Raw genomic sequence first — 26,201 nt, 5'->3', positions numbered from 1 at the left:
GATCCTGAGCGGGGCGGGGGTGATGACTGATATAATCCCGCCCTTTCGTGGAGACCAGACCTTTATGCCAACGTCCTTTCTAGAAATTGTCGAGTTGCCAGACGGCCGTATCGAGCTGCGCAGAGCTGAGGACGAGGGTTCTCTGGTTACTTTGGATTTCTCCGAGGATGCCAAAGCCTTTCTGCAAGGTCAGCACGTGGAAGTGGCCAAGGCCATGTTGAGCGTCGGCGTACAGATGGCCGGTCGACTGGTTGAAGGTGAAATTGACAAGGAAGATGGCCCGCGGGTTCTGCACTAAGCCCGTCTATCGGGTTTCTCCGGTCATCCGTCGCATTTGTTCCGGCTTCTCAATCCTGGAGAAGCCTTGTGTCATTCAAGCGAAAATCCCACGCTTTCCCGGTGTTTCATCCCAGGCGAATATTCAGGCTCTGCGCATCGCCAGTACGTGCGGCGCTGATCAGCTGTTGCCGGGCGCTGGCGCTCAACGGGTTCAACCAGCTGACTACGGTATGACTGCGACCCAGGCGCAGGGCCTCGCAGGCGAGTTGTTGCGGGCTCTGATTGCCCCGGGGGTGCAGCAGCAGGATCCCCTCGCGATTCAGGCCGGCGTCCCGTAGCCAGCTTTGGGTCAGGCTGGAGGGCGGGGCGATCAGTGTCAGCCAGCGCGCGTCCTGGTCCTGGCTGAGTTCCCGTAGGATCGGTGCCAATAGGTTCAGGCAGTTCCCGGCGGCGCCGCGTAACGACAGCTCGCTGAAGGCTTCTGGATCTTTGTTCCAGGGCGATTCGACCACTTCCTTGAGGGCGGGCGCCAATGGCTGGGCCAGGAACGCCTCGAACAGTGGCAGTTGTGCTTGCTGTGGTGTGTGGGGGAACTGCATGGAGCCTCCTTTAGCGGCGAATGACGCCGACACTCAAGCCTTCGATCACCAGATCCTGATCTTTCAGGTTGACTTCGATGGGGGCGAATTCAGGGTTCTCGGCAATCAGCCAGACCTTGCTGCCTTCGCGCTTGAAGCGCTTGACCGTGACCTCATCACCGATGCGCGCCACCACGACCTGGCCATTGCGGGCCTCGCGAGTGGTGTGTACCGCCAACAGGTCACCGTCGAAGATGCCGATGTCCTTCATGCTCATGCCATGGACGCGAAGCAGGTAGTCGGCGCGAGGGTGGAAGAAGGTCGGGTTGATATTGCAGGACTCTTCGATGTGCTGCTGGGCCAGGATCGGTGCACCGGCGGCGACACGGCCAATGATCGGCAGGGTATCGTCGGCCTTGGCTTCGAAGCCGGGAATGCGGATTCCGCGGGAGGCACCCGGGGTCATCTCGATGGCGCCTTTGCGGGCCAGGGCCTTGAGGTGTTCCTCAGCGGCGTTGGGCGATTTGAATCCCAGTTCCTGGGCAATTTCCGCACGGGTGGGCGGGTAGCCGTTGTCTTCGAGGCAGCGTTTGATAAAAGCCAGAATCTCAGCTTGGCGTGGCGTCAGTTTTAGCATGTCGATCGCTCTGTCTTTTTATACAGTGACTGGGATTATATACAGTGAACGTCGCTTGGCAATCTTCCTTTTGCCTGTGGCGGCCGAGCGGTTGTCATCCGGGGGCCGCAATCCTGCGCCTAAGGCTGGCTACAGTGGCCGGCAGGTGTGATTAAATAGCGCGCCGGACGGCTTGCGCAGAGGCCGGCAGGCTTGACATTGCAAAGCCTGAAACGTATGTTTCAAACAAGTGTTTGTCAGGCGGAGTAGCCATGGCCCAGTCGGAAACCGTTGAACGCATTCTCGATGCTGCCGAGCAGTTGTTCGCGGAAAAAGGTTTTGCCGAAACCTCATTGCGGCTGATCACCAGCAAGGCCGGGGTCAACCTGGCAGCGGTCAACTATCATTTCGGGTCCAAGAAGGCCTTGATCCAGGCGGTATTCTCGCGTTTCCTCGGCCCGTTCTGCATCAGTCTCGATCGTGAGCTTGAGCGCCGTCAGTCCAGGCCGGAGAACAAGCCGAGCCTGGAAGAGCTGCTGGAAATCCTCGTCGAGCAGGCCCTGGTAGTGCAGCCGCGCAGCGGTAACGACCTGTCGATCTTCATGCGTCTGCTGGGGCTGGCGTTCAGCCAGAGCCAGGGGCACTTGCGGCGTTATCTGGAGGACATGTACGGCAAGGTGTTCCGCCGCTACATGCTGCTGGTCAACGAAGCGGCGCCGCGTATTCCGCCCATCGAGCTGTTCTGGCGCGTGCACTTCATGCTCGGTGCTGCGGCGTTCAGCATGTCCGGGATCAAGGCGCTGCGGGCTATCGCCGAAACCGATTTCGGGGTCAATACCTCCATCGAGCAGGTGATGCGCCTGATGGTGCCGTTCCTCGCCGCCGGCATGCGTGCCGAAACCGGCGTCACCGACGAAGTCATGGCCAGCGCCCAGCTCAAGCCGCGCAGCAAATCGGCCCCGGCAGCCGCCAAGGCCTGACCCACGGGTGGGCGCGACAGCTTACATCCGCTAAGCTAGCCGCCCATGCCGATTCTCGTTCTATATCCCGTGCCTTCCCTGCGCCGATGCTGCTCGGCCCGGCTGCATCCATGCGGATGCGGCTCGATCAGCGTTGCCTGGAAGCCATCGTAGTGCTTAAGGAATTTCTATGACTGCTGGCCTGCAAGGCTCTTTGATGGTGGACGTCGCCGGTACCTGGCTGACGGCCGAAGATCGCCAACTCCTGCGCCAGCCGCAGGTCGGTGGGTTGATCATCTTTGCCCGCAATATCGAACATCCGCGCCAGGTGCGGGAGCTGTGCGCGGCGATTCGGGCGATTCGCCCGGACCTGTTGTTGGCCGTGGACCAGGAGGGCGGTCGGGTGCAGCGTCTGCGCCAGGGCTTTGTGCGCCTGCCGGCCATGCGTGCTCTGGCCGACAATCCGAATGCCGAGTACCTGGCCGAGCAGTGTGGCTGGGTCATGGCCACCGAGGTGCTGGCGGTGGGGCTGGACCTGAGCTTCGCCCCGGTACTGGACCTTGATCACCAGCGCAGCGCGGTGGTGGGCAGCCGGGCTTTCGAGGGCGACCCCGAACAGGCGGCGTTGCTCGCCGGTGCGTTTATCCGCGGTATGAACAGCGCCGGCATGGCCGCTACCGGCAAGCACTTTCCCGGGCACGGCTGGGCCGAGGCCGACTCCCATGTGGCGATCCCCAATGACGAGCGCAGTCTGGATGAAATCCGCGCCAAGGACCTGCTGCCCTTTGCTCGTCTGAGCAAGCAGTTGGCGGCAGTGATGCCTGCGCACGTCATCTATCCGCAAGTCGACCCTCAACCGGCCGGCTTCTCGCGCTACTGGTTGCAGGACATCCTGCGTGGAGAGCTGCAATTTGACGGGGTGATCTTCAGTGATGACCTGTCCATGGCCGGCGCCCATGTCGTCGGGGACGCGGCAAGCCGGATCGAAGCGGCGCTGACCGCCGGTTGCGACATGGGGCTGGTATGCAATGACCGTGCTGCCGCCGAGCTGGCCCTGAGTGCCGTGCAGCGCCTCAAGGTGCAGCCTTCGCCACGCATCGCGCGGATGCGTGGCCAGGCCTTCGCCAATATCGAGTACAAGCAGGATCCGCGTTGGTTGGCGGCACTGGGTGCCCTCAAGGATGCCCAGTTGATCGACTGACGACTTCGCAAGGGGGCTCCGGGCAATTCTGGATGCCCCCGCACGTGGCCGGTCTCAGCGGCCGCCCTTGTTGTCCGGCAGTGGGGCGAACAAGGCTTCGATGTCGTCGCTCTGCAGCTTCCAGTCACCGGCCTTGCGCCCATCAAGCACGCCTGCCGCCAGGTCCGATTTTTCCTGCTGCAGGTGCTGGATCTTTTCTTCCACCGTACCTCGGGCAATCAGCTTGTAGACGAACACGGGCTTTTCCTGGCCGATGCGATAGGCGCGGTCGGTAGCCTGGCTCTCGGTGGCCGGGTTCCACCACGGGTCGTAGTGAATCACCGTATCGGCTTCGGTCAGGTTGAGGCCGACACCACCGGCCTTGAGACTGATCAGGAAAATCTGCAGCTTGCCGCTCTGGAAGTCCCGTACCGGAGTGCGCCGGTCCCGGGTCTGGCCAGTGAGCAAGGCGTAGGCGATGTTGCGCCGTTTCAGCTCGGCCTCGATCAGGCTCAGCATCGAGGTGAACTGCGAGAACAGCAGAATCCGCCGCCCCTCTTCAAACAGTTCTTCAAGCATTTCCATCAGGCTGTCGAGCTTGCCTGAGGAGCTGCCCCGTGTGGGTGGCGAGTCGTTGACCAGGCGCAGGTCGCAGCACACCTGGCGCAGTTTGAGCAGGGCTTCAAGAATGATGATCTGGCTGCGCGCCACACCTTTGCGGGTGATTTCGTCGCGCACTTTCTTGTCCATGGCCAGGCGCATGGTTTCGTAGACATCACGCTGCGCCTCGTTGAGCTCGACCCAGTGGATAATTTCGGTCTTGGGCGGCAGTTCGGTGGCCACTTGCTCCTTGGTACGGCGCAGCAGGAAGGGCTTGATCCGGCCGTTGAGGTGCTGCAGGCGCACCTCACTGGCGTGCTTTTCAATCGGTACCCGGTAGTCACGGTTGAAGCTCTTGGCATCGCCGAGCCAGCCCGGCAGCAGGAAGTGAAACAGCGACCAGAGTTCCCCCAGGTGGTTTTCCAGGGGCGTGCCGGACAGGCACAGGCGCTGCCGGGCGTTGAGCTCCCGGGCGGCCTGGGCGGCCTTGCTCGACGGGTTCTTGATGTACTGCGCCTCATCCAGGATCAGCACGTGCAAGGGTTGCGCCGCCAACCGCTCGATGTCCTTGGGTAGCAGCGCGTAAGTCGTCAACAGCAGGTCGTAGTCGGCCAGTTGTTCGAAATGTCTTTTGCGCCCGGCGCCATACAGTGCCAGGACCTTGAGTTGCGGAGTGAAGTGCGCGGCCTCGTCCAGCCAGTTGGGAATCAGGCTGGTGGGCATCACCACCATGCAGGGGCGGTCCAGGCGCCCGGCGTTTTTCTCGCTGAGAATGTGCGCCAGGGTCTGCAGGGTTTTCCCCAGCCCCATGTCGTCGGCGAGGATGCCGCCCACCTCCAGCTGTCGCAGGGACTGCATCCAGCTCAGTCCTTCGAGTTGGTAAGGGCGCAAGGTGGCATTCAAACCCTGCGGTACCGGCGCCGAGTAGTCCCTGATGTCCCGCAGGCGCTGGGCAAAGGTACGGATGTGCTCGCCGCCTTCCCAGAGCAGCGGCAGGTCCTGCAGCGGGTTGAGGCGCGTGGCGTCGGCGCTGCTCAGGCGCAGGGTGGTCTCTCCCGGTTCCTGCAGGTAGAACTCGCCCAGGGTCGCCAGTACCGGTTTCAGGCGGCCATAGGGCAGGGCCACTTGCAGCGGGCCATGGGGAGAGTTGAGGCGATTGGGGATGTTCACCAGGATCAACTCGTCGTCACGGCGCCTGGCCAGGCGTTCGGGGTTGAGGATCTCGGTGTGGGAGCGCATCAGGTTGAGCAGGATCGGCAGCAGGCTCAAGCGTTCGCCGTTGACGATGATCCCCAGTTCCAGGTCGAACCAGTCGCGCCCCGGCACTTCATCGACACTGGCATACCAGTCGTCCACCGCCGTTAGGTCGAAACCGAAGTCTTCGTCGATCTGCAGTTCCCAGCCCTGGCTGCGCAGCTTCGGCAACTCATTGAGGGTGAAGGTCAGCCAGGCGCTGTCGTTGACCATCTCGAACAACTCGCCGGCGCTTTCCGGCAGTGCCTTGCTCTGCCGGGTGGCGATCTTGAAGCCCAGGCCTCGCAATTGCTCGCGCCAGCCCTGCTCCAGCTCGGGCTGGCGCTTGATGCGCAGGCTCTGGTGTTCCTGGCGGATGATCACATCGGTGTTCTTCTGCCCGCTGGCGTATTCGCCCCTGTAGTTGAACGACAGTGCGGCGCGGTGCTGGATGTAGCGCTGCATCTTGCCGTTGCGCGGTTCGAAGGCGCTGAACTCGATGCTTGCCAGCCACAGCCGCGGCACCGGGCGCACGTCCTCCAGCAGTACCTGGGGCAGGGCAGCGGGGCGACGGCTGTCGAGGACTGCGGAGAGCTTTTCCAGCAGTTCGGCGTCCTGGGCTGCCGCCGGGTAGGCCAGGGTTTCCTCCACTTGTAGCAGCACCGCAGCGATGTGCTTGCAGTTGCTGCGTACTGGGCAGGTGCAGTGGGCGTCGATCAGCAGCAGGTTGCCCTTGCTCGATTCGCGCAGGGTGATGGTTTGCCGGTACATAGTGCCGCCGGAGCCTTCGCAACTGGCGGTGATAGCGCTGTCTCCGGCCGTGGCGATGCGCACGCGTTTTTCCAGGGCGTAGCGCCGGCCACGCTCCAAGGCTTGTTCCTTGAAGCGGTTGACCCAGGAGGGGGCCAGGGGTTTGGTCAGGGGCGGGGTCATAGGGACTTCGATCAGTCCGGAATTTCAGTTGGAGCGGGGCGCGGTGCCGGTGCGGTCAGCGAGGTGATCTTGATCAGCAGCGCCAGGTGGCCGTTGTCCAGGTAGTTGAGCTGGCCATTCTTGGTATGGCTCTGCTGTTTCAGGCGCTCGCTGCTGGTGACCAGGCCGTTGCTGTCGATCTGGTTGACCCAGAAGTCCGCGTCCACATCGGTGAAGCGCCCTAGCTTCAGGCTCAGGGTGCCTTCGATGGGGAACTGGCCGAACTGTTCCGGGCCATCGCTGAGGGCAACCTTTACCGGGGTTTCCCCCAGGGTCTGTTGCCAGGCCTTGTGCAACAGCACGCTGTAGCTGCCGCTGGCGCCGAGCTTTTCCACGATGCTGCCCAGGGCCGGGGTACGCAGGCTGTCCGGGCTCAGCCGTTGAGCGCCGGCGGCCCAGTCTTCGGGGGCTGCACGGCTGACGATCAGCGGCTCGGCGTTCTGCCGTACGAGGATCATTTCCACCTGGTACAGGTCATCGGCAAAGGCCGTTGGCGCGACCAGGGCCACGAGCAGGGTCAGGGAGCGGAACAGGCGCATGGGGCGTCCTTCAAGCAGATTTCGGGGTGAGGCGCTCAAACAGGGCCTCCAATGTATTAAAGCGCTCTTCCGGGCGCTCCATCGGCACCATGAACTTGAACAGGGTTGCGCCTTCGAATTTGTAGCGTTTGGGCTGGCCCTGGATCAGTTTGATCAAGGCCAGTGGGTCTACCGGTGTATCTGCGGCGAACTCGATGCGGCCGCCTTGTGGGCCGCCGTCGACCTTCTTGATCCCCAGTTGCTCGGCCTGGAGTTTGAGCAGGGTCAGGCGGATCAGGTTCTTGGTCGGCTCCGGCAGCAGGCCGAAGCGGTCGATCATCTCCACTTGCAGGTCCTTCAGGCCGTCCTCGTCGGTGGCCGACGCGATGCGCTTGTAGAGGATCAGGCGTGCGTGCACGTCCGGCAGGTAGTCCTCGGGAATCAGCGCCGGCAGGCGCAGGTTGATTTCCGGGCCGCCACCCAGTGGCTGGTCGAGGTTCGGTTGTTCGCCCTTGCGGATGGCCTTCACCGCGCGTTCGAGCATTTCCATGTAGAGGGTGAAGCCCACGGCCTGGATCTGCCCGCTCTGGCCGTCGCCCAGCAGTTCGCCAGCGCCACGGATCTCCAGGTCGTTGGTGGCCAGGACGAAGCCGGCTCCCAGGTCCTGGGTGTTGGCGATGGCCTCCAGGCGTTTTTCCGCGTCCGGGGTGATCTGCTGGCGCGGTGGCGTCAAGAGGTATGCGTAGGCCTGGTGGTGGCTGCGCCCGACCCGACCGCGCAACTGGTGCAACTGGGCCAGGCCGAACTTGTCGGCGCGCTCGATGATGATGGTGTTGGCGCTGGGCACGTCGATGCCGGTCTCGATGATGGTCGAGGCGATCAGCACGTTGAAGCGCTTGTGATAGAAGTCGCTCATCACCTGTTCGAGTTCGCGTTCGCGCATCTGCCCGTGGCCGATGCCGATCCGCGCCTCGGGCACCAGTTCTGCCAGGTCGGCGGCGCATTTCTCGATGGTCTTCACGTCGTTGTGCAGGTAGTACACCTGGCCGCCACGCAGCAGTTCGCGCAGCAGGGCCTCTTTGACCGTGCTCTTGTTCTGCTCCATGACGAAGGTGCGCACCGACAGGCGCCGGGCCGGCGGGGTGGCGATGATCGACAGATCGCGCATGCCCGAGACGGCCATGTTCAGGGTCCGCGGGATCGGCGTGGCGGTCAGGGTCAGGATGTCGACTTCGCTGCGCAGCGCCTTGAGCTGCTCTTTCTGGCGGACACCGAAACGGTGTTCTTCGTCGATGATCACCAGCCCCAGGTTCTTGATCTTCACATCGTCCTGCAACAGCTTGTGGGTGCCGATGACGATGTCGATCTTGCCTTCGGCGAGGTCCGCCACCGCAGCATTCACTTCCTTGGTGGACTTGAAGCGGCTCATCACTTCCACGGTCACCGGCCAGTCGGCGAAGCGGTCGCGGAAGCTGTTGTAGTGCTGCTGGGCGAGCAGGGTGGTGGGCACCAGAATCGCCACTTGCTTGCCGCCGTGGACCGCGATGAAGGCAGCGCGCATGGCCACTTCGGTCTTGCCGAAGCCCACGTCGCCGCATACCAGGCGGTCCATGGGCTTGCCCGACAGCATGTCCTCGCGCACCGCTTCGATGGTGCTCTGCTGGTCCGGGGTTTCCTCGAAGGGGAAGCCGGCGCTGAAGGTGGCGTAGTCGGCCTTCGGGTCAGCAAAGGCATAGCCTTCGCGGGCGGCGCGGCGGGCATAGATGTCCAGCAGTTCGGCAGCCACATCGCGCACCTGTTCGGCGGCCTTGCGCTTGGCCTTCTGCCAGGCTTCCGAGCCCAGGCGATGCAGGGGCGCGAGGGCGTCGTCGCTGCCGGTGTAGCGGGCGATCAGGTGCAGGTTGGCCACGGGCACATAAAGCTTGGCGCCCTCGGCGTATTCCAGGGTCAGGAACTCGGCGGCCTGGTTGTCGATTTCCAGGGTCGCCAGGCCCAGGTAGCGACCGACGCCATGGTCGATATGTACCACCGGCGCGCCTTCACGCAGCTCGGTGAGGTTCTTGATCACTGCATCGTTGTTGGCATCGGCGCGCTTTTCCCGGCGCCGACGCTGCATTACTCGCTGGCCGAACAACGGGCTTTCCGCCACCAGGGCCAGGGCCGGATCGTCCAGCACCAGGCCTTCGTCCAGCGGGGCGATGGTGATTGCCAGGCGTTCCTTGCTGGCGACGAAGTCCGGCCAGCTGTCGACGGTCTTGGGCCGCAGCTTGAGGCGCTCCAGCAGCTCCAGCAGCACTTCCCGGCGGCCGGCGGATTCGGCGGTGAACAGCACTCGCCCGGGGAACTCGTCGAGAAAGCCCGAAAGTGCTGCCAGCGGCTGGTTGGCCTTGGCTTCGATGGCCAGGTTCGGCAGCTCGTGGGCCGGGAAGCGTTCGCGGCCGACACCGGTTTCGATGTCCTGCTGGCTGGCCACCACTCGCGGCCAGTTCTTCAGCCGGGCGAAGCAGTCTTCCACTGGCAGGAACAGTTCGGCCGGGGGCAGGAGCGGGCGCGAAGGGTCGACGCGGCGCTCTTCATAGCGGTTGCGTACATCGTTCCAGAAGTTTTCCGCGGCCTGTTCTATGCCCGGCAGGGAAAACACCTGGGTGTCCTGGGGCAGGTAGTCGAACAGGGTCGAGGTCTCTTCGAAGAACAGCGGCAGGTAGTACTCGATACCGGCCGGGGTAATCCCGCTGCTCAGGTCCTGGAAGATCGGGCAGCGGCGGAAGTCCACATCGAAGCGTTCGCGAAAGCGCGCCTTGAAGCGGGTCACCGCTTCTTTCTGCAGCGGGAACTCCTTGGCCGGCAGCAGGCGCACCGAGTCGACCTTGTCGATGGAGCGCTGGTTCTCCGGATCGAAGGTGCGCAGGGTCTCGATTTCGTCGTCGAACAGGTCGATGCGATAGGGCAGCTTGCTGCCCATGGGAAACAGATCGATCAGTGCGCCGCGCACGGTGAATTCGCCGTGTTCGTAGACGGTGTCCACGTAGCGGTAACCACTGGCTTCCAGGCGGGTGCGCATCTGTTCCACATCGAGCTTCTGGCCGACGTCCAGCACCAGGCTGCTGCCCAGCAGGAACTGGGTGGGCGCCAGGCGGTGCAGGGCAGTGGTGATCGGCACCACCAGCACGCCATGTTCCAGTTCAGGCAGCCGATAGAGGCTGGCGATGCGCTGGGAAATGATGTCCTGGTGCGGCGAGAACAGGTCGTAGGGCAGGGTTTCCCAGTCAGGAAAATGCAGCACCGGCAGATCCGGGGCGAAGAAGCTCAGCTCCTGTTCCAGCCGGTCAGCGCTTTGGCTGTCGGCAGTCAGCAGGAGGGTGAAGCGCTTGGCAGCGCTGGCGGCTTCGGCGATGGCCAGGCTCAGGGCGGCACCGGGCAAGTTGCCCCAATGCTGTTTGCCGGCGGCGGCAGGGAGTAGCGGTAGACGCAGGACGGGCACGGACGGTCAAGCTCCAAGCGTTGCGACAAAGTCGGTAATTGTAACGGCCCCGGGCAGCCACTGTCAGTGGCTGATGCGTCTAATACGCTGGTTGGGGCAAATGTAGTGGCTATGACAACAAAATGCGCTTCTTGACCTGAAATGTAGTGCCGATTTCGGCTGGTGTTACGGAGGGTTACAGACAGGCTGGTGTGATGTCCAAAAAATTGACGCTGCTGGAAGCCGCGGTTTCACTGGTCTCCAGCACAGTGGTGTTTTTTTGCAAGGGCTTTTTGTTACGTTCCGCACGACAGGCGCGCATTGCTACGACAGGAACTGGGCGGCATAATGTAGCCCCTTTTTTCTGCCCCTACATGTGGAAGGTTCCCGTGACTCAGAAGCCCGACCAGTGTCTTGGTGAATGGATCGACCGTGAAGCACTCGCAGAAGCGATGATTCCGCTTATCGGTCAGCTCTACCGCAATAACAACGTGGTGAGCTCGATCTATGGCCGCAGCCTGATCAACCAGTCTGTCATCGCGATTCTCAAAGCTCACCGCTTTGCTCGCCACCGTTCCTCCGACGATAGCGAACTCTCCGTCCACGAAACATTCCCTCTGCTTAAAGCCATGAGCGAGCTCAAGCTCGGCGCGGCATCGGTAGACCTGGGCAAGTTGGCGTTCAAATTCCGTAACGAAGGCAATGGCCGCAGCGCCGAGCAGTTCGTTCGCGAAGAAATGGCTGATGTGGTTGGCCAGCAAAATGCTTCGGCCCGCAAAGGCACTGACGTAGTCCTGTACGGCTTCGGTCGTATCGGCCGTCTGCTGGCGCGCATCCTGATCGAGAAAACCGGTGGTGGCGACGGCCTGCGTCTGCGCGCCATCGTGGTGCGCAAGGGCGCCGAAAACGACCTGACCAAGCGCGCCAGCCTGCTGCGTCGCGACTCGGTGCACGGTTCGTTCAACGGCACCATCACCATCGACGAAGAAAACAACACCATCACCGCCAACGGTAACCTGATCCAGGTCATCTACGCGAAGAACCCGACCGAGGTGGACTACACCCAGTACGGCATCAAGGACGCTCTGCTGGTGGACAACACCGGTGTATGGCGTGACGCCGACGGTCTGGGCCAGCACCTGGCCTGCCCGGGTATCGATCGCGTTGTTCTGACCGCGCCAGGCAAAGGCAAGCTGAAGAACATCGTTCACGGTATCAACCACAACGAAATCACCGCTGACGACAAGATCGTGTCCGCCGCTTCCTGCACCACCAACGCCATCGTGCCGGTGCTGAAGGCTGTGAATGACAAGTTCGGCATCATCAACGGTCACGTCGAAACCGTTCACTCGTACACCAACGACCAGAACCTGATCGACAACTTCCACAAGGGCGATCGCCGTGGCCGTAGCGCCGCGCTGAACATGGTGATCACCGAGACCGGTGCTGCTACTGCTGCTGCCAAGGCCTTGCCTGAGCTGGCCGGCAAGCTGACCGGTAACGCGATCCGCGTTCCGACGCCAAACGTGTCGATGGCCATTCTCAACCTGAACCTCGAGAAAGCCGCCACCCGTGAAGAGATGAACGAGTACCTGCGCTACATGGCGCTGCACTCCGACCTGCACAAGCAGATCGACTTCGTCAACTCGCAGGAAGTGGTGTCCACCGACTTCGTGGGCTCGCGTCACGCCGGTGTGGTCGACGCTGAAGCGACCATCGTTCAGGACAACCGCGTTGTTCTGTACGTCTGGTACGACAACGAGTTCGGTTACAGCTGCCAGGTAGTGCGCGTGATGGAAGACATGGCCGGGGTCAACCCGCCAGCGTTCCCACGCTAAGCGACTGCTGAAATGAAAACGCCCCGACCTGTCGGGGCGTTTTTGTTTGTGGCTTGCGCCGGCAAGCCAGGTCGGCGCAACCGTAGGAGCTGGCTTGCCAGCGAAGCGTTTGTCTCAGGCGCCGCGCGCTGTTGCCGCTTGCGCGGTACGCAGTTCGTGGCGATTGCCGCGGAACAGCACCAGGGTGGCGATCAGCCCCAGCACCGCCGCGCCACTGAGCCAGATGCCCGGAGCCGCCTGATTGCCCAGGACGTGGATCAGGTAGGTGCAGGCCGCCGGGGTAAAGCCGCCGAAGGTCGCGGTGGCCAGGCTGTAGGCCAGGGAGAAACCCGTGGTGCGCACTTCCACCGGCATGATTTCAGTCAGGGCCACCACCATCGCGCCGTTATACGAGCCATAGAGGAAAGACAGCCACAGCTCGACGATCAGCAGGTGGCTGAAGCTGGGGTTGGCCACCAGCCAGGACAGTGCCGGATAAGCCGTGAAGATGGCCAGGATGGTCGCCCCCAGCAGCAGCGGCTTGCGGCCGATCTTGTCCGACAGTGACCCCATGACCGGCAGCCAGAAGAAGTTCGACAGACCGATGCACACGGTTACCAGCAGGGCGTCGAAGTCCGACAGGTGCAGTTCGGCCTTGCCGAAGGTCGGGGTGTAGGCGGTGATCAGGTAGAAGGACACGGTGGTCATCACCACCAGAGCCATGCCGGCGATGACGATGCCGAAGTTCTGGCCGATGGAACGGACGATTTCCTGCAGCGAAGGGCGATGCTTGCGGGCCTGGAACTCCGGCGTCTCTTCCAGGGAGCGACGGATCATGAAGATCGCCGGAACAATCATGCAGCCCACCAGGAACGGCACGCGCCAGCCCCAGTCACCCATTTGCTCGGGGCTCAGCCAGTGGTTCAGGCCTACGCCCAGCAGGCCGGCGAAGACCACTGCGGCCTGTTGGCTGGCCGACTGCCAACTGACGAAGAAGCCCTTGCGGCCCGGCGTGGAGATTTCGGCCAGGTACACCGACACCCCACCCAGTTCGACACCGGCGGAAAAGCCCTGCAGCAGGCGACCCAGCAGCACCAGCAAGGGCGCGGCGACGCCAAGGGTGGCGTAGCCCGGCACGCAGGCAATCAGCACGGTGCCCGCGGCCATCAGTGCCAGGGTAATGATCAGGCCTTGGCGACGGCCGTGACGGTCAATGTAGGCACCGAGGAAAATCGCTCCCAGGGGGCGCATCAGGAAGCCCGCGCCAAAGGTCGCCAGGGACAGCATCAACGAGGCGAAGGCGCTGTCCGCAGGAAAGAAGGTCTTGGCAATCGCCGTGGCGTAGAAGCCGTAGACCATGAAGTCGAACATCTCGAGAAAGTTGCCGCTGACAACGCGAAAGATCGCCTTGCCTTTGCCCGTGGTCGTGGACATTTTTTTCACTCACTTTGGCTGTCTTGTTAGCAATCCCTGGTCGTTATGCGTCCCTTACTGCAAAGTCGGGGCTCGAGGCTGCACGCTGAACAGTTTTGTAACGATATGTGTATGAAAGCCATCCGGCAACAAAAACTCTTGGGGTGGCAGGGCGGCTCTAGATCAAGGTTCTGCCCGTAGCCAAGGCGGTGGGACGCCGGGCAGGCGGCCTCCGTCTGTCGCATAATGGCCATTTGTACTGCCAGCTGGCCCAGCAGGGCGGTTGATCGGGAGGAACACCTTGTCGGATAAGCAACGATCGCGATGGAGCGCTTTGTACACCGCGCTGGTGCTGTTGGCCGGTTGTGGCGGCGAGCGCCTGGAAAGCCTCTCCGGGCCGACCATGGGCAGCACCTGGTCGGTGCAGTATGTGCGCCACGCCCAGGGGCCGGCGCCGTCGCTGGTACAGGCTGAGGTCGAGGGGATTCTGGCCGAGGTCGACGGGCAGATGTCCACCTATCGCAGCGATTCGGACATCGAGCGTTTCAACGCCTTGCCCGCCGATAGCTGCCAGCCGATGCCGGAGCCGGTGTTGCAGTTGGTGCGAGTGGGTGAGCAGTTGTCCCGGGACAGCGATGGCGCCTTCGACCTGACAGTGGAACCGCTGCTGGATCTCTGGGGTTTTGGCCCTCAGGGGCGCGAGGAAAAGGTTCCCGGCGCGTCAGCCCTGGCTGAGGTGCGGCAGCGGGTAGGGCACGCTCACCTGCGTATCGAAGGGCAGGAGCTGTGCAAGGATGCGCCGGTGGAGGTGGATTTCAACAGCATCGCCGCCGGCTATGCGGTGGACCGCATCGCTGCCCGGCTCACGCAACTGGGGATCGACAGCTTCCTTGCCGAAGCCACCGGTGAGCTCAAGGCCGTGGGTCGCAAGCCCGACGGCTCACCATGGCGGATAGCCCTGGAGGAGCCGCGTGATGACCAGCAGGTAGCCCAGCGGGTGATCGCCCTGGATGGTTTTGGCGTTTCCACTTCCGGCGACTACCGTAATTACTTCGAGCAGGACGGCCAGCGTTACTCCCATACCTTCGATGCCCGGCTCGGCCAACCCATCGCCCACCCGTTGGCCTCGGTAACGGTGATTCATCCTTCGGCGTTGATGGCCGATGGCCTGTCGACGCTGTTGCTGATACTCGGCCCGGAGGCGGGCTGGGACTACGCGGAAAAACACGGCATCGCCGGATTTTTTGTGATGCGCAGCGCTACAGGTTTCGTCACACGCAGCAACCCGGCTTTCGATGCGCTGCTGGCCGGGCAAAAACAATAACCTGGTGCGCTGTTGCGCAGCCTGTAGTGCAGGCAAAAGTAGCCTACGACGCGACCAAGGGTTAATGTGCGCGGCGTTGACGCTTCTATAGACTGTGCCCGGGTTCGTAACCGAGCCAAATTGATCCTTCATGCCGCTGGCCGCGGCATGATTTAGCCGGAGACGCCAGAAGGGTGTCTCGGCCTGTTCTGAGGAGTACGCATGGCTGTCTACAACTACGACGTAGTGGTGCTGGGCTCAGGCCCCGCTGGAGAAGGTGCGGCGATGAACGCCGCGAAAGCAGGACGCAAAGTGGCGATGGTCGATAGCCGTCGCCAGGTCGGCGGCAACTGCACCCACCTGGGTACCATTCCGTCCAAGGCCCTGCGTCACTCGGTCCGGCAGATCATGCAGTTCAACACCAACCCGATGTTCCGGGCCATTGGCGAGCCGCGCTGGTTCTCCTTCCCGGACGTGCTCAAGAGCGCCGAGAAGGTCATCTCCAAGCAAGTGGCCTCGCGTACTGGCTACTACGCCCGCAACCGGGTCGATGTGTTCTTCGGCACTGGCAGCTTCGCCGACGAGCAGACCGTGGAAGTGGTCTGCGCCAACGGCGTGGTGGAAAAGCTGGTAGCCAAGCACATCATCATTGCCACCGGCTCGCGCCCCTATCGCCCCGCGGATATCGATTTCAGCCACCCGCGTATCTACGATAGCGACACCATCCTCAGCCTCGGCCACACCCCGCGCAAACTCATCGTCTACGGCGCCGGGGTCATCGGTTGCGAATACGCCTCGATCTTCAGTGGCCTGGGGGTTCTGGTGGAGCTGGTGGACAACCGCGGCCAGTTGCTGAGCTTCCTGGATTCTGAAATCTCCCAGGCCCTGAGCTACCACTTCAGCAACAACAACATCACCGTGCGCCACAACGAGGAATACGACCGCGTTGAAGGTGTGGACAACGGCGTGATCCTGCACCTCAAGTCCGGCAAGAAGATCAAGGCCGACGCCTTGCTCTGGTGCAACGGCCGTACCGGCAATACCGACAAGCTGGGCATGGAGAACATCGGGGTCAAGGTCAACAGCCGCGGCCAGATCGAAGTTGACGAGAACTACCGCACCTGCGTGCCGAACATCTACGGGGCCGGTGACGTGATCGGCTGGCCGAGCCTGGCCAGTGCCGCCCACGACCAGGGTCGTTCCGCGGCCGGCAGTATTGTCGACAACGGCAGTTGGCGCTTCGTCAACGACGTGCCGACCGGGATCTACACCATTCCCGAGATCAGCTCCATCGGCAAGAACGAGCAGGAACTGACCCAGGCCAAGGTGCCTTACGAGGTGGGCAAGGCGTTCTTCAAGGGCATGGCCCGTGCGCAGATCGCCGGCGAGCCTCAGGGCATGCTGAAGATCCTGTTCCACCGGGAAACCCTGGAAGTCCTCGGCGTCCATTGCTTCGGCTACCAGGCTTCGGAGATCGTGCACATCGGCCAGGCGATCATGAGCCAGCCGGGCGAGCTCAACACCCTGAAGTACTTCGTCAACACCACCTTCAACTACCCGACCATGGCCGAAGCCTATCGGGTAGCGGCATACGATGGCCTCAACCGCCTTTTTTGAGCGGCTCCGGCCGGTGGCCTGAGCCGGCCGGGGAGACCGATTTCAGCGATTCTCGAGGGTGGCGCTGGCCAAACCGGGAAAGTCTGTAATCAGGCTATCTACGCCGAAGTCGGCGAGCCTGCGCATCAGCGCAGGCTCGTTGACCGTCCATACCGACACATGCAAGCCCTGGCGCTGCGCCCGTTGCAGACGCTCTGGGGTGCACAGCGTCCAGTTCAACGCCAGAATCTCGCAGCCATAGCTCTGGGCGACCTTCAATGGGTCGAGCCAGGCGTATTCGGCGACCAGTCCGCGGGACAGGTCCGGGGTCAGCTCCACGGCGGCCTTCAATACTTCCCGAGAACTTGAGGTCACGGTGACCTTGTCCAGCAGGCCGAAACGCTGGGCCATTTCGCGAATCGCCAGCACTGTGGTGGCGGCGCGAGTGCGCGAGGCGCTCTTGACCTCCAGCTGCCAGTGCTCGAAGTCGCATTTCTCGAACAGCTCTTCCAGGCGCGGAATGGGGCAGGGGTTGACCCAGCCCGGGCCGCCCTTGCGCGCGTCGTAGGTCACCAGCTCGGCGGCGGAATGCTCCACCACTTTGCCGCGCCGGTCTGTGGTGCGTTTGAGGGTCGGGTCGTGGATCACCATCAACTCGCCGTCCATGGACAGGTGCAAGTCGAGCTCGCAACGGCGCACGCCGTGCTTGAGGCACTCCTGAAAGCTGGTCAGGGTATTTTCCGGTGCTTCGCCTTTAGCGCCGCGATGGCCATAGATCAGGGTCACAATTGCTCCTTCACGGATGTTGTTCCTTAAGAGAGGGTCGGGCGTACTGCTCAGCCGGCGGCGGGGTCGCTCTGTTCCCGGGCCTGGCGGCGTTGCTGGGCCTGTTTCTGCAGGATATAGCGCGCCAGCAACTGGCGTTGGGCATCGGTCAATGCTTCGAACTCGGTGCCGATCTCGAAGGTGCCAAAGCTCTGGGGCTCGCAGTGGGTGACCTTGGCCCGCAGCAGCAGGCCCAGGGCCTGCGGCATCAGCAACAGCTTCACCGCCAGATGGCTGCCGGTTGGGTAGCACTGGTGATGGCTGAATTCGATGCCGCCCTCGGACAGAATGACCCGCTGCGGCTCGCCGAACTTGCCGAACACCGTTTGCGCCACCACCTGGCTGAGCAGGTCGATGCGTTTGTTCATGGCCTTGAGGTAGCTGGCCAGGGTGCGATCGCGCTCGCTGACCTGGCGCAGCAGATGCTGGGATTCGAATTCGCTCAGGTGCAATTCACTGAGCAGATTGAACAGTGGAGACTCATCCTGCAACACTTCCTTGCTCGCCGCGTCGAGGGCGGACAAGGGGCTAATTTCCAGTGCGATCGTGTCCTCGATACGGTAGTATTCGCGGCGATCTTCTTCATCTAATGTCGACATGGCGAACCCATGGTAGAGGCAGTGGTCTGAGTGTAAAGCTGCTTACCAGGCCCCGCCACAAGGACGTCTTCTTTTCCTCTGCACAAGCCCCGACATGTTCAGACCTCTGTTTGCTTTTATCGGCACGCGTTACACCCGTGCAAAGCGTCGCAATCATTTTGTGTCATTCATTTCCCTGACTTCGATGATCGGACTCGCCCTTGGCGTGATCGTGATGATCGTGGTGCTGTCGGTGATGAACGGCTTCGATCATGAGATGCGCACCCGCGTGCTGGGCATGGTGCCCCACGCCACCATCGAATCCGGCGAACCCATCAGCGACTGGCAAAGCCTGGCCGACAAGGTCAAGCAGAACCCCAAAGTGATGGCGGTGGCGCCGTTCACCCAGATGCAGGGCCTGTTGACCAACAACGGCCAGGTGCAGAAGGTGCTGCTCAATGCCATCGACCCCGAGCAGGAGCGGCAGGTGTCGATCATCGACCACTTCATGCAGCAGGGGCAGTTGGACGCGCTGGCGCCCGGTAGCTTCGGCATTGTCATTGGTGACAAGGCGGCAACCAAGCTGGGTGTCGGCCTGGGAGACAAGCTGACCTTCGTCGCCCCGGAAGTCACGGTGACCCCGGCCGGGATGTTCCCACGGATGAAGCGTTTTACCGTGGTGGGCATCTTCCATGTCGGCGCCGGCGAGATCGATGGCTACCTGGGCCTGACCAACCTCCAGGACCTGGGTCGCCTGCACCGCTGGAAGGCGGATCAGGTACAAGGCCTGCGGCTGAAGTTCGACGACCTGTTCCAGGCCCCGCGCACCGCCTGGGAAATCGCCCAGCAGTTGGGTGAGAACCACTATTACGCTCGCGACTGGACCCGTACCCACGGCAACCTGTACCAGGCCATCCGCATGGAAAAAGCCATGATCGGCCTGTTGCTGCTGCTGATCGTCGCGGTGGCCGCGTTCAACATCATCTCGACCCTGGTGATGGTGGTGAACGACAAGAAGGGCGATATCGCCATTCTCCGCACCCTGGGGGCGACGCCGGGGACCATCATGGCGATCTTCATGGTCCAGGGCACGGTGATCGGCGTGGTCGGCACCTTGATCGGTGCTGTGCTGGGGATGCTGGCGGCGCTGAACGTGAGTGCCGCGATTTCTGCCCTTGAAGGCCTGATCGGCCACAAATTCCTGAATGCCGACGTGTATTTCATCGACTACCTGCCGTCGCAACTGATGGCCGAGGATGTGTTGATGGTCTGCGGCGCGGCATTGGTCCTGAGTTTCCTCGCCACCCTGTATCCAGCCTGGCGTGCGGCGCGCACCCAGCCTGCGGAGGCGCTACGTTATGAGTGAGTTGGGCATGAGTGAAAAAGCAATCCTGAGCTGCCGCGACCTGGGCAAGTCCTATGAGGAAGGCCCGGAATCGGTGGTGGTCCTGTCTGGCCTGCAACTGGAGCTGCACCCGGGTGAGCGAGTGGCCATCGTCGGCACTTCCGGCTCGGGCAAGAGTACCTTGCTCAACCTGCTGGGCGGCCTGGATACGCCATCCAAGGGCAGCGTCTGGCTGGCCGGCGAGGAACTCTCGGCGCTGGGCGAGAAGGCCCGCGGCCAGTTGCGCAACCGCGCCCTGGGTTTCGTCTACCAGTTCCACCACCTGCTGCCGGAGTTCACCGCGCTGGAGAACGTCTGCATGCCGCTGCTGATTGGCCGCACGCCGATCCCGGAAGCCCGTCAGCGTGCCACCGCGCTGCTGGAGCGGGTCGGGCTCGGCCATCGGCTGGAGCACAAGCCGGCCGAGCTATCCGGTGGCGAGCGCCAGCGGGTGGCCATTGCCCGGGCGCTGGTGAACAAGCCGGGGCTGGTGATGCTCGATGAGCCCACCGGCAACCTCGACTCGCACACGGCCCAGGGAATTCAGGACCTGATGCTGGAGCTCAGTACCTCGATGCGCACCGCCTTCCTGGTGGTGACCCACGACATGAACCTGGCCAGGCAGATGGACCGCGTACTGCACCTGCAAGAAGGTCACCTGGTCGCCATCTGATGCGCCCGCACACGGCGTCGGCGGCTGGGCTGTCGATGCCGGGTCATTAATCTTTCCAGGGTGCCTTGCCCATGTTCAGACCTTTATCGATCTTTATCGGCACGCGCTACACCCGCGCCAAGCGGCGCAATCGTTTTGTTTCGTTCATTTCCATGACCTCGATGATCGGCCTCGCCCTGGGCGTGTTGGCGATGATCGTGGTGCTGTCGGTGATGAACGGCTTCCAGCGGGAAATGAGCTCGCGCATCCTCGGCATGGTGCCCCACGCCACTATCGTTGGGGTCAAGCCCATTGATGACTGGCAGCCGGTGGCCGCGGCGGCCCTGAAGAATCCGGAAGTCACCGCCGCGGTGCCCTTTACCGAGATGGAGGGCATGCTCTCCTACAAGGGGGCGATGCAGCCGATCCAGATCAGCGGCATCGATCCGGCCCAGGAAGGCAAGGTGTCCATCGTTGCCCAGCATATTGTCCAGGGCAGCCTGCAAGACCTGAAACCTGGCGAGTTCGGCGTGGTGATCGGCGAGATCACGGCCCGGCGCTTTCGCCTGAACGTCGGCGACAAGCTGACCCTGATCGTGCCTGAAGTGAGCACTGCACCGGGGGGAATCACCCCGCGCATGCAACGCCTCAACGTGGTTGGGGTGTTCAAGGTGGGGGCCGAGCTGGATGGCTCCATGGGCCTGATCCATGTGGCCGATGCTGCAGAAATGCAGCATTGGCAGCCGAACCAGGTGCAGAGCGTGCGCCTGGCGGTCAAGGACCTGTATGCCGCGCCAAAGGTCTCGGCGGATATCGCCAAGGGCCTGGGGGCGGACTTCCGCGCCGATGACTGGACCCACACCCAGGGCAGCCTGTTCAGCGCGATGAAGATGGAAAAGACCATGATCGGCCTGTTGCTGCTGATGATCGTGGCGGTGGCGGCATTCAACATCATCGCCACCTTGATCATGGTGGTGAATGACAAGGGGGCGGACATCGCGATCCTGCGCACCATCGGCGCCACACCACGGCAGATCATGGCGATCTTCATGGTCCAGGGGACGGTGATCGGTATCGTCGGCACCCTGATCGGCGGGGTGCTGGGGGTAATCGCGGCACTGAACGTGAGTGAGCTGGTGGGCTGGCTGGAAAGAATCAGCGGCCAGCAGATCTTCAGCTCCGATGTGTATTTCGTCAGTAACCTGCCTTCTGAACTACAGGGCGGCGACGTGGTGCTGATCTGTGGTGCCGGCTTCGTTCTGAGCTTCCTGGCGACCGTGTATCCGGCCTGGCGCGCGTCCAAGGTCGAGCCGGCCCACGCTTTGCGCTACTCCTGAGACCCGCCTTCGCCGGCCGCCGGCTCCTGTCCGATTGGTGCAGGAGCCGGCTGGCCGGCGAACAGTCCCTCAATCCTGCCTTGGCAACTCGATCACGAAACGGGTCCAGCCCGCCGCCGATTCGCATCGGATCTGCCCGCCGTGGGCACGAATGATCGACTGAGTGATCGCCAGCCCCAACCCCGCATGTTCACTGCTGCCTTCGCGCCGTGCCGGGTCGGCCCGGTAGAAACGGTCGAACAGGCGCGGCAGTACATCCTTGGCGATCCCTTCGCCGGTATTCTCGATGCTCAGGCTCAGGTGCCCGGCACTTTCGTTGATGCGCACCTTGACCGCGCCCCCGGCCGGAGTGAAGCGCAGGGCATTGTCCAGCAGGTTGGACAACGCCCGACGCAGCATGCTGCGGTCCCCGGCAATGCCGGCCTGGCCTTCACGGGTCAGTTCGATCTGTGCGTCTTCGGCCAGGGGGCCATAGAACTCCAGCAGCATGTCGGTTTCCTGGGCCAGCTCCAGCGCTTCGCGCCTGGGTGTAAGCAAGCCGTGGTCGGCCTTGGCCAGGTACAGCATGTCGTTGACCAGTTGCGCCATCCATTGCAGCTCCTCCAGGTTGCTGTGCAGGGCTTCGCGATAGTCCTCCAGCGGCCGGGGGCGGGTCAGGGTGACCTGGGTGTGGGTCAGCAGGTTCGACAAAGGGGTGCGCAGTTCGTGGGCGATGTCGGCGGAAAATGCCGAGAGGCGCTGAAACGACTCTTCAAGACGGCCCAGCATGGCGTTGAAGCTGCTGGCCAGTTCCGCCAGCTCGGCGGGCATCTGTTCCTGGGGCAGGCGCTGGGTCAGGGAGCTGGCGGAGACCCCGGCGGCCACCGCGCCCATGCGCCGCAACGGGCGCAGGCCACTGCGGGCGGCCCAGGCGCCGAGCAGGGCAGTGGCCAGGGCCGAGAGGCCCACGGTGAGCCAGATCAGGTGTTGCATGCGCTGCAGAAAGTGCTGGTGATGGGTGATGTCGAGGATCAGGGTCAATTGCGGCGAGGCCGCCTGGCCGGGATTCAGCGCTGCTGTGTAGAGCCGGTAGGCGGTGCCGGCCTGCTCCAGGCTGCGCAGGCCGGCACCGCCAGGCAGAGAGGCGGGCAGGCCGGGGGCGCTGTCGAACCAGAGCTGGCCATTGACGTCGCCGACTCGTAGCTGCAGGTCCGGCTGGTGGCTCAGCTCGTCCTGCAGTCTGGCCTGGCGCGGGGGGAAGTCCCCGGCCTCGTTGACATCCTGCAAGGCGCTGCGCAGGGCCAACAGCTTGCCGTCCAGCAGTTGCTGATCCAGTTCGATGAAATGGGCTTCGCTGGCGCGGCTGAACAACACCCCCGCCAACAATGAGACCACTGCGGTGCAGGCGGCGAACAGCAGCGCCAGGCGCCCGCTCAGGGACAGGCGGCGCATCAGGCCTGGCGCTCTTCGAGCACGTAGCCCATGCCGCGCACGGTATGGATCAGTTTGTTCGGGAAATCGTCGTCGATCTTCAGGCGCAGGCGGCGGATGGCTACTTCGATGACGTTGGTATCGCTGTCGAAATTCATGTCCCAGACCTGGGAGGCAATCAGCGACTTGGGCAGGACTTCGCCCTGGCGCCGCAGGAGCATTTCCAGCAGGGCGAACTCCTTGGCGGTCAGGTCGATGCGCTGGCTGCCGCGTTCTACCCGGCGGCGGATCAGGTCCAGGCGCAGGTCTGCCAGTTGCAGGCTGGTTTCCTGGGCCACGGCGCTGCCCCGGCGCAGCAGGCTGCGGACCCGGGCCAGCAGTTCGGAGAAGGCAAAAGGCTTGACCAGGTAGTCGTCGGCCCCCAGTTCCAGGCCGTGCACCCGGTCTTGCACGGCATCCCGGGCGGTGAGGAACAGTACCGGCATCTCCAGCCCGGCGCTGCGCACCGCCTGGAGGATCTGCCAGCCGTCGCGACCCGGCAGCATCACGTCGAGAATCAGCAGAGCGTAGTCGCCGGTCAGGGCCAGGTGCTGGCCGGTGCTGCCGTCGGCCACCAGTTCGGCGTTGAAGCCGGCCTCGCTCAGGCCCTGGCGCAGGTAGTGGCCGGTTTTGGGTTGGTCTTCGACGATCAGCAGTTTCATGGTGGGACTCGTGGCGGTTGGAACCCGGGCTTTATACCGTGCAGCAGGCCAGGGCAGTGCAAGCTGACAAAGTTGTAATCTGCATGTCAGCTGGCTGGCAGCGGCAGGGCTCTAGAGTGTGCCACAGGCTGAATCCCGATCTTGTTGGAGTCTGATGATGAGTATGCAAAACCTGTTGTGGCGAAGCCGGTCGATCCTGGGGGGCTGCCTGATGCTGTTGAGCGCACCGCTCTGGGCCTCGCCGGCCGGCTCCTACGATTTTGGCCAGCCGGCGCCTGCGGCCAAGGCCACTCGCAGTGTCGAGGTGGTGATGGGGGACATGTCGTTCAATCCCAAGGCCCTGGAGATCAAGGCCGGCGAGACGGTGCGATTCGTGCTGATCAACAAGGGGCAGTTGCTGCACGAGTTCAATCTGGGCAACGCGGCCATGCATGCCGAGCACCAGCAGGAAATGCTCAAGATGCAGCAGAGCGGCATGCTCACCCCGACCGGCATGAAGGCGATGGATCATGGAGCCATGGGCCACGGCTCGATGGCAGGCATGGACCATGGCATGCAGCATGACGATCCCAACAGCGTGCTGGTGGAGCCGGGCAAGCAGGCGGAACTGACCTGGACCTTCAGCAAGAGCGGCAACCTGGAGTTCGCCTGCAACATTCCCGGGCACTACCAGGCCGGGATGGTGGGCAAGCTGACGGTCACCCCATAGGCATCCGGGGCTCAAAGGCGGGAGCAAAGGCTGATAGAATCCGCTGATTCTTCAGTCAGGTTTCCGCCATGCATCCCGCAGCCGAACATTCGCCGCTGGGCAAGTCCAGTGAATACGTCTCCACTTACACCCCGTCCTTGCTGTTCCCGATTCCCCGGGCGGCAAAATGGGCCGAGCTGGGCTTGAGTGCCGATACCCTTCCTTATAAGGGCGTGGACTACTGGAACTGCTTCGAGTTGTCCTGGCTGCTGCCGTCGGGCAAGCCGGTAGTGGCTATCGGTGAGTTCAGCATTCCCGCCGATTCGCCGAACATCATCGAATCCAAGTCGTTCAAGCTGTACCTCAATTCGCTGAACCAGACGCCGTTCGATGATCGGGCGACCCTTGAGGCCACCTTGCGCACTGATCTGTCGGCTGCTGCCGGCAAGCCGGTAGGCGTGCGGATCCGCAGCCTGCAGGAGGTCGAGGCCGAAGGCGTGGTGGCGCTGCCTGGGGTGTGTATCGATGATCTGGATATCAGTGTCGACAGCTATGAGCACCCGCGCCCCGAACTGCTGCGCTGCGATGCTTCGCGCGTGGTGGAGGAGAGCGTGCACAGTCATCTGCTCAAGTCCAACTGCCCGGTAACCAGCCAGCCGGACTGGGGCAGCGTGGTGGTGCAATACCGGGGCGCGGCTCTGGATCACGCCAGCCTGCTGGCCTATCTGGTGAGCTTCCGCCAGCACTCGGACTTTCACGAACAGTGCGTGGAGCGGATCTTTCTCGACCTGCAACGCTTGCTCAAGCCGGAGAGACTCACCGTGTATGCGCGTTATGTGCGCCGCGGTGGGCTGGATATCAACCCTTACCGCAGTACCGAAACCGCGGATTTCGCCAATCACCGGTTGGTACGCCAGTAAAAGCAAAGCCCCGCTCCGAGAGCGGGGCTTTTGCTTTGTGGGGTTGGCTACCGGGGGTTGCTCAGATGCCGATGTTGCCCAGGGTCTGGACGATATTGCGCAGGGTTCCGGCAATCGCCGGGTGTTCCAGTTCGAAGCGTTCCACGGCCAGGTTGACGCCGTCGGCGAGGCTGGCGTCCTGGGTGCCGGTCTCCAGTTTGAGTTGCAGTTCGATCTGCTGCATCAGCTCTTGCAGATTGTTGCGCTCGGCTTCGGAAAGCGGTGGGTTCTGTTCCAATTGCTCGCGCAGGGTGTCGAGTTGTTCTTGCAGTTCGCGGGCAGGCATGGCGTTCTCCCTTTATTGATAGGCACAGGGATGGACCGCGCTGTCGAGTCAAAGGTCCATGCCCACGGCTTAGAGTAATCCACTCCCAGGCGCTGTGCATGATCCTGATCAACAGGCTTATGTCAGGGTTTTTCACCCTTGAGCCGGCGCAGTTCGATGTCCGCCAGGCAGGTGTTCAACTCCCCCAGATGGTCGATGACCGAATGCACCCCCAGGCCGAAGAGCTGCACCGTGGCCTTGCCACGCTTGAATTCCCGTTCCTGCTGGCTCAGGGCCTGCCATTCGCTGGGGGTCATGCCGCACAGGGAGCCGCAAGAGGCCAGGCCGATGGTCCAGAGGCCGGCATTGAGGCCCGACTGCAGCAGTAGGGGTTCGCCGCTGACCAGGACACAACCGTCGATGCCTTTGACATTGAGCGCCATCAGCGCCTGCCAGCAGGCATCGGGTGCGGGCCAGGGGGCGGGGGAGTGAGGTGTCGGCTTGATCCAGTCCGGCAGGATGGCAGCCAATTGGCGGCTACTGGCGGGGAGCAGTTGCTCCAGCCAGGCGCAGGGGATGCCTTGCTGATGCAGGCGCCGCAGCGTTTCCAGTGCGCTAGGTGTGGCTTGGGCTTGCTCCGGATCAGGTTTGTCCGTGGCTTGCTGGCGCATCCGCGCGCCGAAATCCACCAGGCAGCCACTGAGGCCGAAGAGTACGGCAGTCAACGGGCGTGCGGGTTGCACTGAGGCGTCGGCGTGGGGCATGTCAGCGTCCTTGAAATACCCTTGGAGGCTAGCGGCAGAACATGACATGCAGGTGACAGTACGGTGAATGGCAGCAAGGTTGGCTGAACCCCGGCTGAAGACGGTTTGCGGTGA

General features: G+C 62.9%; 23 protein-coding genes. 11 read left to right on the top strand and 12 right to left on the bottom strand.

From position 1 onward, the window contains the following. Nucleotides 1–64: 64 nt before the first annotated feature. Entirely contained in the window at nt 65–298 is a 234-nt protein-coding gene (locus F6S12_RS09780; RefSeq protein WP_011060267.1) for a hypothetical protein, read from the top strand. A gap of 106 nt (nt 299–404) precedes the next feature. On the opposite strand, the gene sulA is transcribed toward F6S12_RS09780, so the two are convergent. Together sulA and lexA are read right to left on the bottom strand one after the other, a co-directional pair. Next, nucleotides 405–878 (bottom strand): SOS-induced cell division inhibitor SulA, encoded by a 474-nt coding sequence (sulA, locus tag F6S12_RS09775; RefSeq protein WP_011060268.1) that lies wholly within the window; start codon nt 876–878, stop codon nt 405–407. A gap of 10 nt (nt 879–888) precedes the next feature. Continuing rightward, on the bottom strand, nt 889–1,494 hold the full coding sequence (lexA, locus tag F6S12_RS09770; RefSeq protein WP_011060269.1) for a transcriptional repressor LexA: 606 nt from the start codon (nt 1,492–1,494) through the stop codon (nt 889–891). A gap of 251 nt (nt 1,495–1,745) precedes the next feature. Between lexA and F6S12_RS09765 the strand changes: the two genes are divergently transcribed. Beyond that, nucleotides 1,746–2,453, top strand: coding sequence for a TetR/AcrR family transcriptional regulator (locus F6S12_RS09765; RefSeq protein ID WP_152686067.1), 708 nt, complete (start codon nt 1,746–1,748; stop codon nt 2,451–2,453). 181 nt (nt 2,454–2,634) lie between these two features. After that, the gene (nagZ, locus tag F6S12_RS09760) at nt 2,635–3,633 is read left to right on the top strand and encodes a beta-N-acetylhexosaminidase (RefSeq protein ID WP_169893376.1); all 999 of its coding nucleotides are present in this window, start codon (nt 2,635–2,637) and stop codon (nt 3,631–3,633) included. A 54-nt stretch (nt 3,634–3,687) separates the two neighbouring features. On the opposite strand, the gene F6S12_RS09755 is transcribed toward nagZ, so the two are convergent. Genes F6S12_RS09755 through mfd form a run of 3 tightly spaced genes read right to left on the bottom strand, consistent with a single transcriptional unit; the run spans nt 3,688 to nt 10,416 of the window. Further along, complete coding sequence (locus F6S12_RS09755) at nt 3,688–6,378, bottom strand: DEAD/DEAH box helicase (RefSeq protein WP_315868864.1); 2,691 nt, start codon at nt 6,376–6,378, stop codon at nt 3,688–3,690. A gap of 11 nt (nt 6,379–6,389) precedes the next feature. Further along, on the bottom strand, nt 6,390–6,956 hold the full coding sequence (locus F6S12_RS09750; protein WP_011060273.1) for a CsiV family protein: 567 nt from the start codon (nt 6,954–6,956) through the stop codon (nt 6,390–6,392). A 10-nt stretch (nt 6,957–6,966) separates the two neighbouring features. Then, a complete protein-coding gene (mfd, locus tag F6S12_RS09745) occupies nt 6,967–10,416 on the bottom strand; it encodes a transcription-repair coupling factor (RefSeq protein WP_011060274.1) in 3,450 nt (1,149 codons plus the stop codon). A 353-nt stretch (nt 10,417–10,769) separates the two neighbouring features. On the opposite strand from mfd, the gene F6S12_RS09740 reads away from it, so the two are divergent. Continuing rightward, entirely contained in the window at nt 10,770–12,233 is a 1,464-nt protein-coding gene (locus tag F6S12_RS09740) for a glyceraldehyde-3-phosphate dehydrogenase (RefSeq protein WP_011060275.1), read from the top strand. Between the two features lie 114 nt (nt 12,234–12,347). Here the strand turns inward: F6S12_RS09740 and F6S12_RS09735 are convergent, their stop codons facing one another. Next, complete coding sequence (locus F6S12_RS09735) at nt 12,348–13,646, bottom strand: MFS transporter (RefSeq protein ID WP_011060276.1); 1,299 nt, start codon at nt 13,644–13,646, stop codon at nt 12,348–12,350. A 328-nt stretch (nt 13,647–13,974) separates the two neighbouring features. On the opposite strand from F6S12_RS09735, the gene F6S12_RS09730 reads away from it, so the two are divergent. Together F6S12_RS09730 and sthA are read left to right on the top strand one after the other, a co-directional pair. Then, nucleotides 13,975–14,949, top strand: a complete 975-nt coding sequence (locus tag F6S12_RS09730) for an FAD:protein FMN transferase (RefSeq protein ID WP_011060277.1) — start codon at nt 13,975–13,977, stop codon at nt 14,947–14,949. A 201-nt stretch (nt 14,950–15,150) separates the two neighbouring features. Continuing rightward, nucleotides 15,151–16,545: a Si-specific NAD(P)(+) transhydrogenase gene (gene sthA / locus F6S12_RS09725; RefSeq protein WP_011060278.1), complete on the top strand. Its 1,395-nt coding sequence runs from the start codon at nt 15,151–15,153 to the stop codon at nt 16,543–16,545. 42 nt (nt 16,546–16,587) lie between these two features. Here the strand turns inward: sthA and F6S12_RS09720 are convergent, their stop codons facing one another. Then, a complete protein-coding gene (locus F6S12_RS09720; protein ID WP_015634820.1) occupies nt 16,588–17,310 on the bottom strand; it encodes a glycerophosphodiester phosphodiesterase in 723 nt (240 codons plus the stop codon). Between the two features lie 50 nt (nt 17,311–17,360). Beyond that, nucleotides 17,361–17,948 (bottom strand): PilZ domain-containing protein, encoded by a 588-nt coding sequence (locus F6S12_RS09715; RefSeq protein WP_011060280.1) that lies wholly within the window; start codon nt 17,946–17,948, stop codon nt 17,361–17,363. Nucleotides 17,949–18,042: 94 nt separating this feature from the next. On the opposite strand from F6S12_RS09715, the gene F6S12_RS09710 reads away from it, so the two are divergent. The 3 genes from F6S12_RS09710 to F6S12_RS09700 all read left to right on the top strand — a co-directional run bounded on the left by F6S12_RS09710 (nt 18,043) and on the right by F6S12_RS09700 (nt 21,300). Beyond that, nucleotides 18,043–19,293: a lipoprotein-releasing ABC transporter permease subunit gene (locus F6S12_RS09710; RefSeq protein WP_152686068.1), complete on the top strand. Its 1,251-nt coding sequence runs from the start codon at nt 18,043–18,045 to the stop codon at nt 19,291–19,293. A gap of 7 nt (nt 19,294–19,300) precedes the next feature. Continuing rightward, nucleotides 19,301–19,984 (top strand): lipoprotein-releasing ABC transporter ATP-binding protein LolD, encoded by a 684-nt coding sequence (gene lolD, locus F6S12_RS09705; RefSeq protein WP_015634822.1) that lies wholly within the window; start codon nt 19,301–19,303, stop codon nt 19,982–19,984. Nucleotides 19,985–20,055: 71 nt separating this feature from the next. Next, complete coding sequence (locus F6S12_RS09700; protein ID WP_011060283.1) at nt 20,056–21,300, top strand: lipoprotein-releasing ABC transporter permease subunit; 1,245 nt, start codon at nt 20,056–20,058, stop codon at nt 21,298–21,300. A gap of 69 nt (nt 21,301–21,369) precedes the next feature. Here F6S12_RS09700 and F6S12_RS09695 read toward each other — a convergent pair whose 3' ends face one another. Both F6S12_RS09695 and F6S12_RS09690 read right to left on the bottom strand, forming a co-directional pair. Next, nucleotides 21,370–22,731 carry a heavy metal sensor histidine kinase gene (locus F6S12_RS09695; RefSeq protein WP_194237330.1) on the bottom strand — a complete coding sequence of 454 codons (1,362 nt, stop codon included), beginning with the start codon at nt 22,729–22,731 and terminating at the stop codon, nt 21,370–21,372. Continuing rightward, a complete protein-coding gene (locus F6S12_RS09690; protein WP_041116967.1) occupies nt 22,731–23,411 on the bottom strand; it encodes a heavy metal response regulator transcription factor in 681 nt (226 codons plus the stop codon). The genes F6S12_RS09695 and F6S12_RS09690 overlap by 1 nt, the downstream gene beginning before the upstream one ends. 157 nt (nt 23,412–23,568) lie before the next feature. Here F6S12_RS09690 and F6S12_RS09685 point away from each other — a divergent pair, with 157 nt between their 5' ends. Both F6S12_RS09685 and queF read left to right on the top strand, forming a co-directional pair. Next, on the top strand, nt 23,569–24,120 hold the full coding sequence (locus F6S12_RS09685; RefSeq protein WP_019093682.1) for a plastocyanin/azurin family copper-binding protein: 552 nt from the start codon (nt 23,569–23,571) through the stop codon (nt 24,118–24,120). 68 nt (nt 24,121–24,188) lie between these two features. Then, nucleotides 24,189–25,019, top strand: a complete 831-nt coding sequence (gene queF / locus F6S12_RS09680) for an NADPH-dependent 7-cyano-7-deazaguanine reductase QueF (protein WP_011060287.1) — start codon at nt 24,189–24,191, stop codon at nt 25,017–25,019. Between the two features lie 61 nt (nt 25,020–25,080). Here queF and F6S12_RS09675 read toward each other — a convergent pair whose 3' ends face one another. Continuing rightward, nucleotides 25,081–25,344: a DUF4404 family protein gene (locus F6S12_RS09675; protein ID WP_011060288.1), complete on the bottom strand. Its 264-nt coding sequence runs from the start codon at nt 25,342–25,344 to the stop codon at nt 25,081–25,083. Between the two features lie 122 nt (nt 25,345–25,466). Beyond that, on the bottom strand, nt 25,467–26,087 hold the full coding sequence (locus tag F6S12_RS09670) for an HAD family phosphatase (RefSeq protein WP_152686069.1): 621 nt from the start codon (nt 26,085–26,087) through the stop codon (nt 25,467–25,469). Between the last annotated feature and the right edge of the window lie 114 nt (nt 26,088–26,201).

The organism is Pseudomonas sp. JV245A, assembly GCF_032424515.1.
Classification (GTDB): domain Bacteria; phylum Pseudomonadota; class Gammaproteobacteria; order Pseudomonadales; family Pseudomonadaceae; genus Aquipseudomonas; species Aquipseudomonas protegens.
The sequence above is the reverse complement of the archived record's forward strand: the minus strand, read 5'-3'. Positions and strand labels throughout refer to the sequence as shown.

What these genes read in the sequence shown, in the direction of transcription:
- F6S12_RS09780 (WP_011060267.1), top strand. Translation starts at nt 65, where the DNA reads ATGCCAACGTCCTTTCTAGAAATTGTCGAGTTGCCAGACGGCCGTATC.
- sulA (WP_011060268.1), bottom strand. Translation starts at nt 878, where the DNA reads ATGCAGTTCCCCCACACACCACAGCAAGCACAACTGCCACTGTTCGAG.
- lexA (WP_011060269.1), bottom strand. Translation starts at nt 1,494, where the DNA reads ATGCTAAAACTGACGCCACGCCAAGCTGAGATTCTGGCTTTTATCAAA.
- F6S12_RS09765 (WP_152686067.1), top strand. Translation starts at nt 1,746, where the DNA reads ATGGCCCAGTCGGAAACCGTTGAACGCATTCTCGATGCTGCCGAGCAG.
- F6S12_RS09755 (WP_315868864.1), bottom strand. Translation starts at nt 6,378, where the DNA reads ATGACCCCGCCCCTGACCAAACCCCTGGCCCCCTCCTGGGTCAACCGC.
- F6S12_RS09750 (WP_011060273.1), bottom strand. Translation starts at nt 6,956, where the DNA reads ATGCGCCTGTTCCGCTCCCTGACCCTGCTCGTGGCCCTGGTCGCGCCA.
- F6S12_RS09740 (WP_011060275.1), top strand. Translation starts at nt 10,770, where the DNA reads ATGTGGAAGGTTCCCGTGACTCAGAAGCCCGACCAGTGTCTTGGTGAA.
- F6S12_RS09735 (WP_011060276.1), bottom strand. Translation starts at nt 13,646, where the DNA reads ATGTCCACGACCACGGGCAAAGGCAAGGCGATCTTTCGCGTTGTCAGC.
- sthA (WP_011060278.1), top strand. Translation starts at nt 15,151, where the DNA reads ATGGCTGTCTACAACTACGACGTAGTGGTGCTGGGCTCAGGCCCCGCT.
- F6S12_RS09715 (WP_011060280.1), bottom strand. Translation starts at nt 17,948, where the DNA reads ATGTCGACATTAGATGAAGAAGATCGCCGCGAATACTACCGTATCGAG.
- F6S12_RS09710 (WP_152686068.1), top strand. Translation starts at nt 18,043, where the DNA reads ATGTTCAGACCTCTGTTTGCTTTTATCGGCACGCGTTACACCCGTGCA.
- lolD (WP_015634822.1), top strand. Translation starts at nt 19,301, where the DNA reads ATGAGTGAAAAAGCAATCCTGAGCTGCCGCGACCTGGGCAAGTCCTAT.
- F6S12_RS09700 (WP_011060283.1), top strand. Translation starts at nt 20,056, where the DNA reads ATGTTCAGACCTTTATCGATCTTTATCGGCACGCGCTACACCCGCGCC.
- F6S12_RS09695 (WP_194237330.1), bottom strand. Translation starts at nt 22,731, where the DNA reads ATGCGCCGCCTGTCCCTGAGCGGGCGCCTGGCGCTGCTGTTCGCCGCC.
- F6S12_RS09690 (WP_041116967.1), bottom strand. Translation starts at nt 23,411, where the DNA reads ATGAAACTGCTGATCGTCGAAGACCAACCCAAAACCGGCCACTACCTG.
- F6S12_RS09685 (WP_019093682.1), top strand. Translation starts at nt 23,569, where the DNA reads ATGAGTATGCAAAACCTGTTGTGGCGAAGCCGGTCGATCCTGGGGGGC.
- queF (WP_011060287.1), top strand. Translation starts at nt 24,189, where the DNA reads ATGCATCCCGCAGCCGAACATTCGCCGCTGGGCAAGTCCAGTGAATAC.
- F6S12_RS09675 (WP_011060288.1), bottom strand. Translation starts at nt 25,344, where the DNA reads ATGCCTGCCCGCGAACTGCAAGAACAACTCGACACCCTGCGCGAGCAA.
- F6S12_RS09670 (WP_152686069.1), bottom strand. Translation starts at nt 26,087, where the DNA reads ATGCCCCACGCCGACGCCTCAGTGCAACCCGCACGCCCGTTGACTGCC.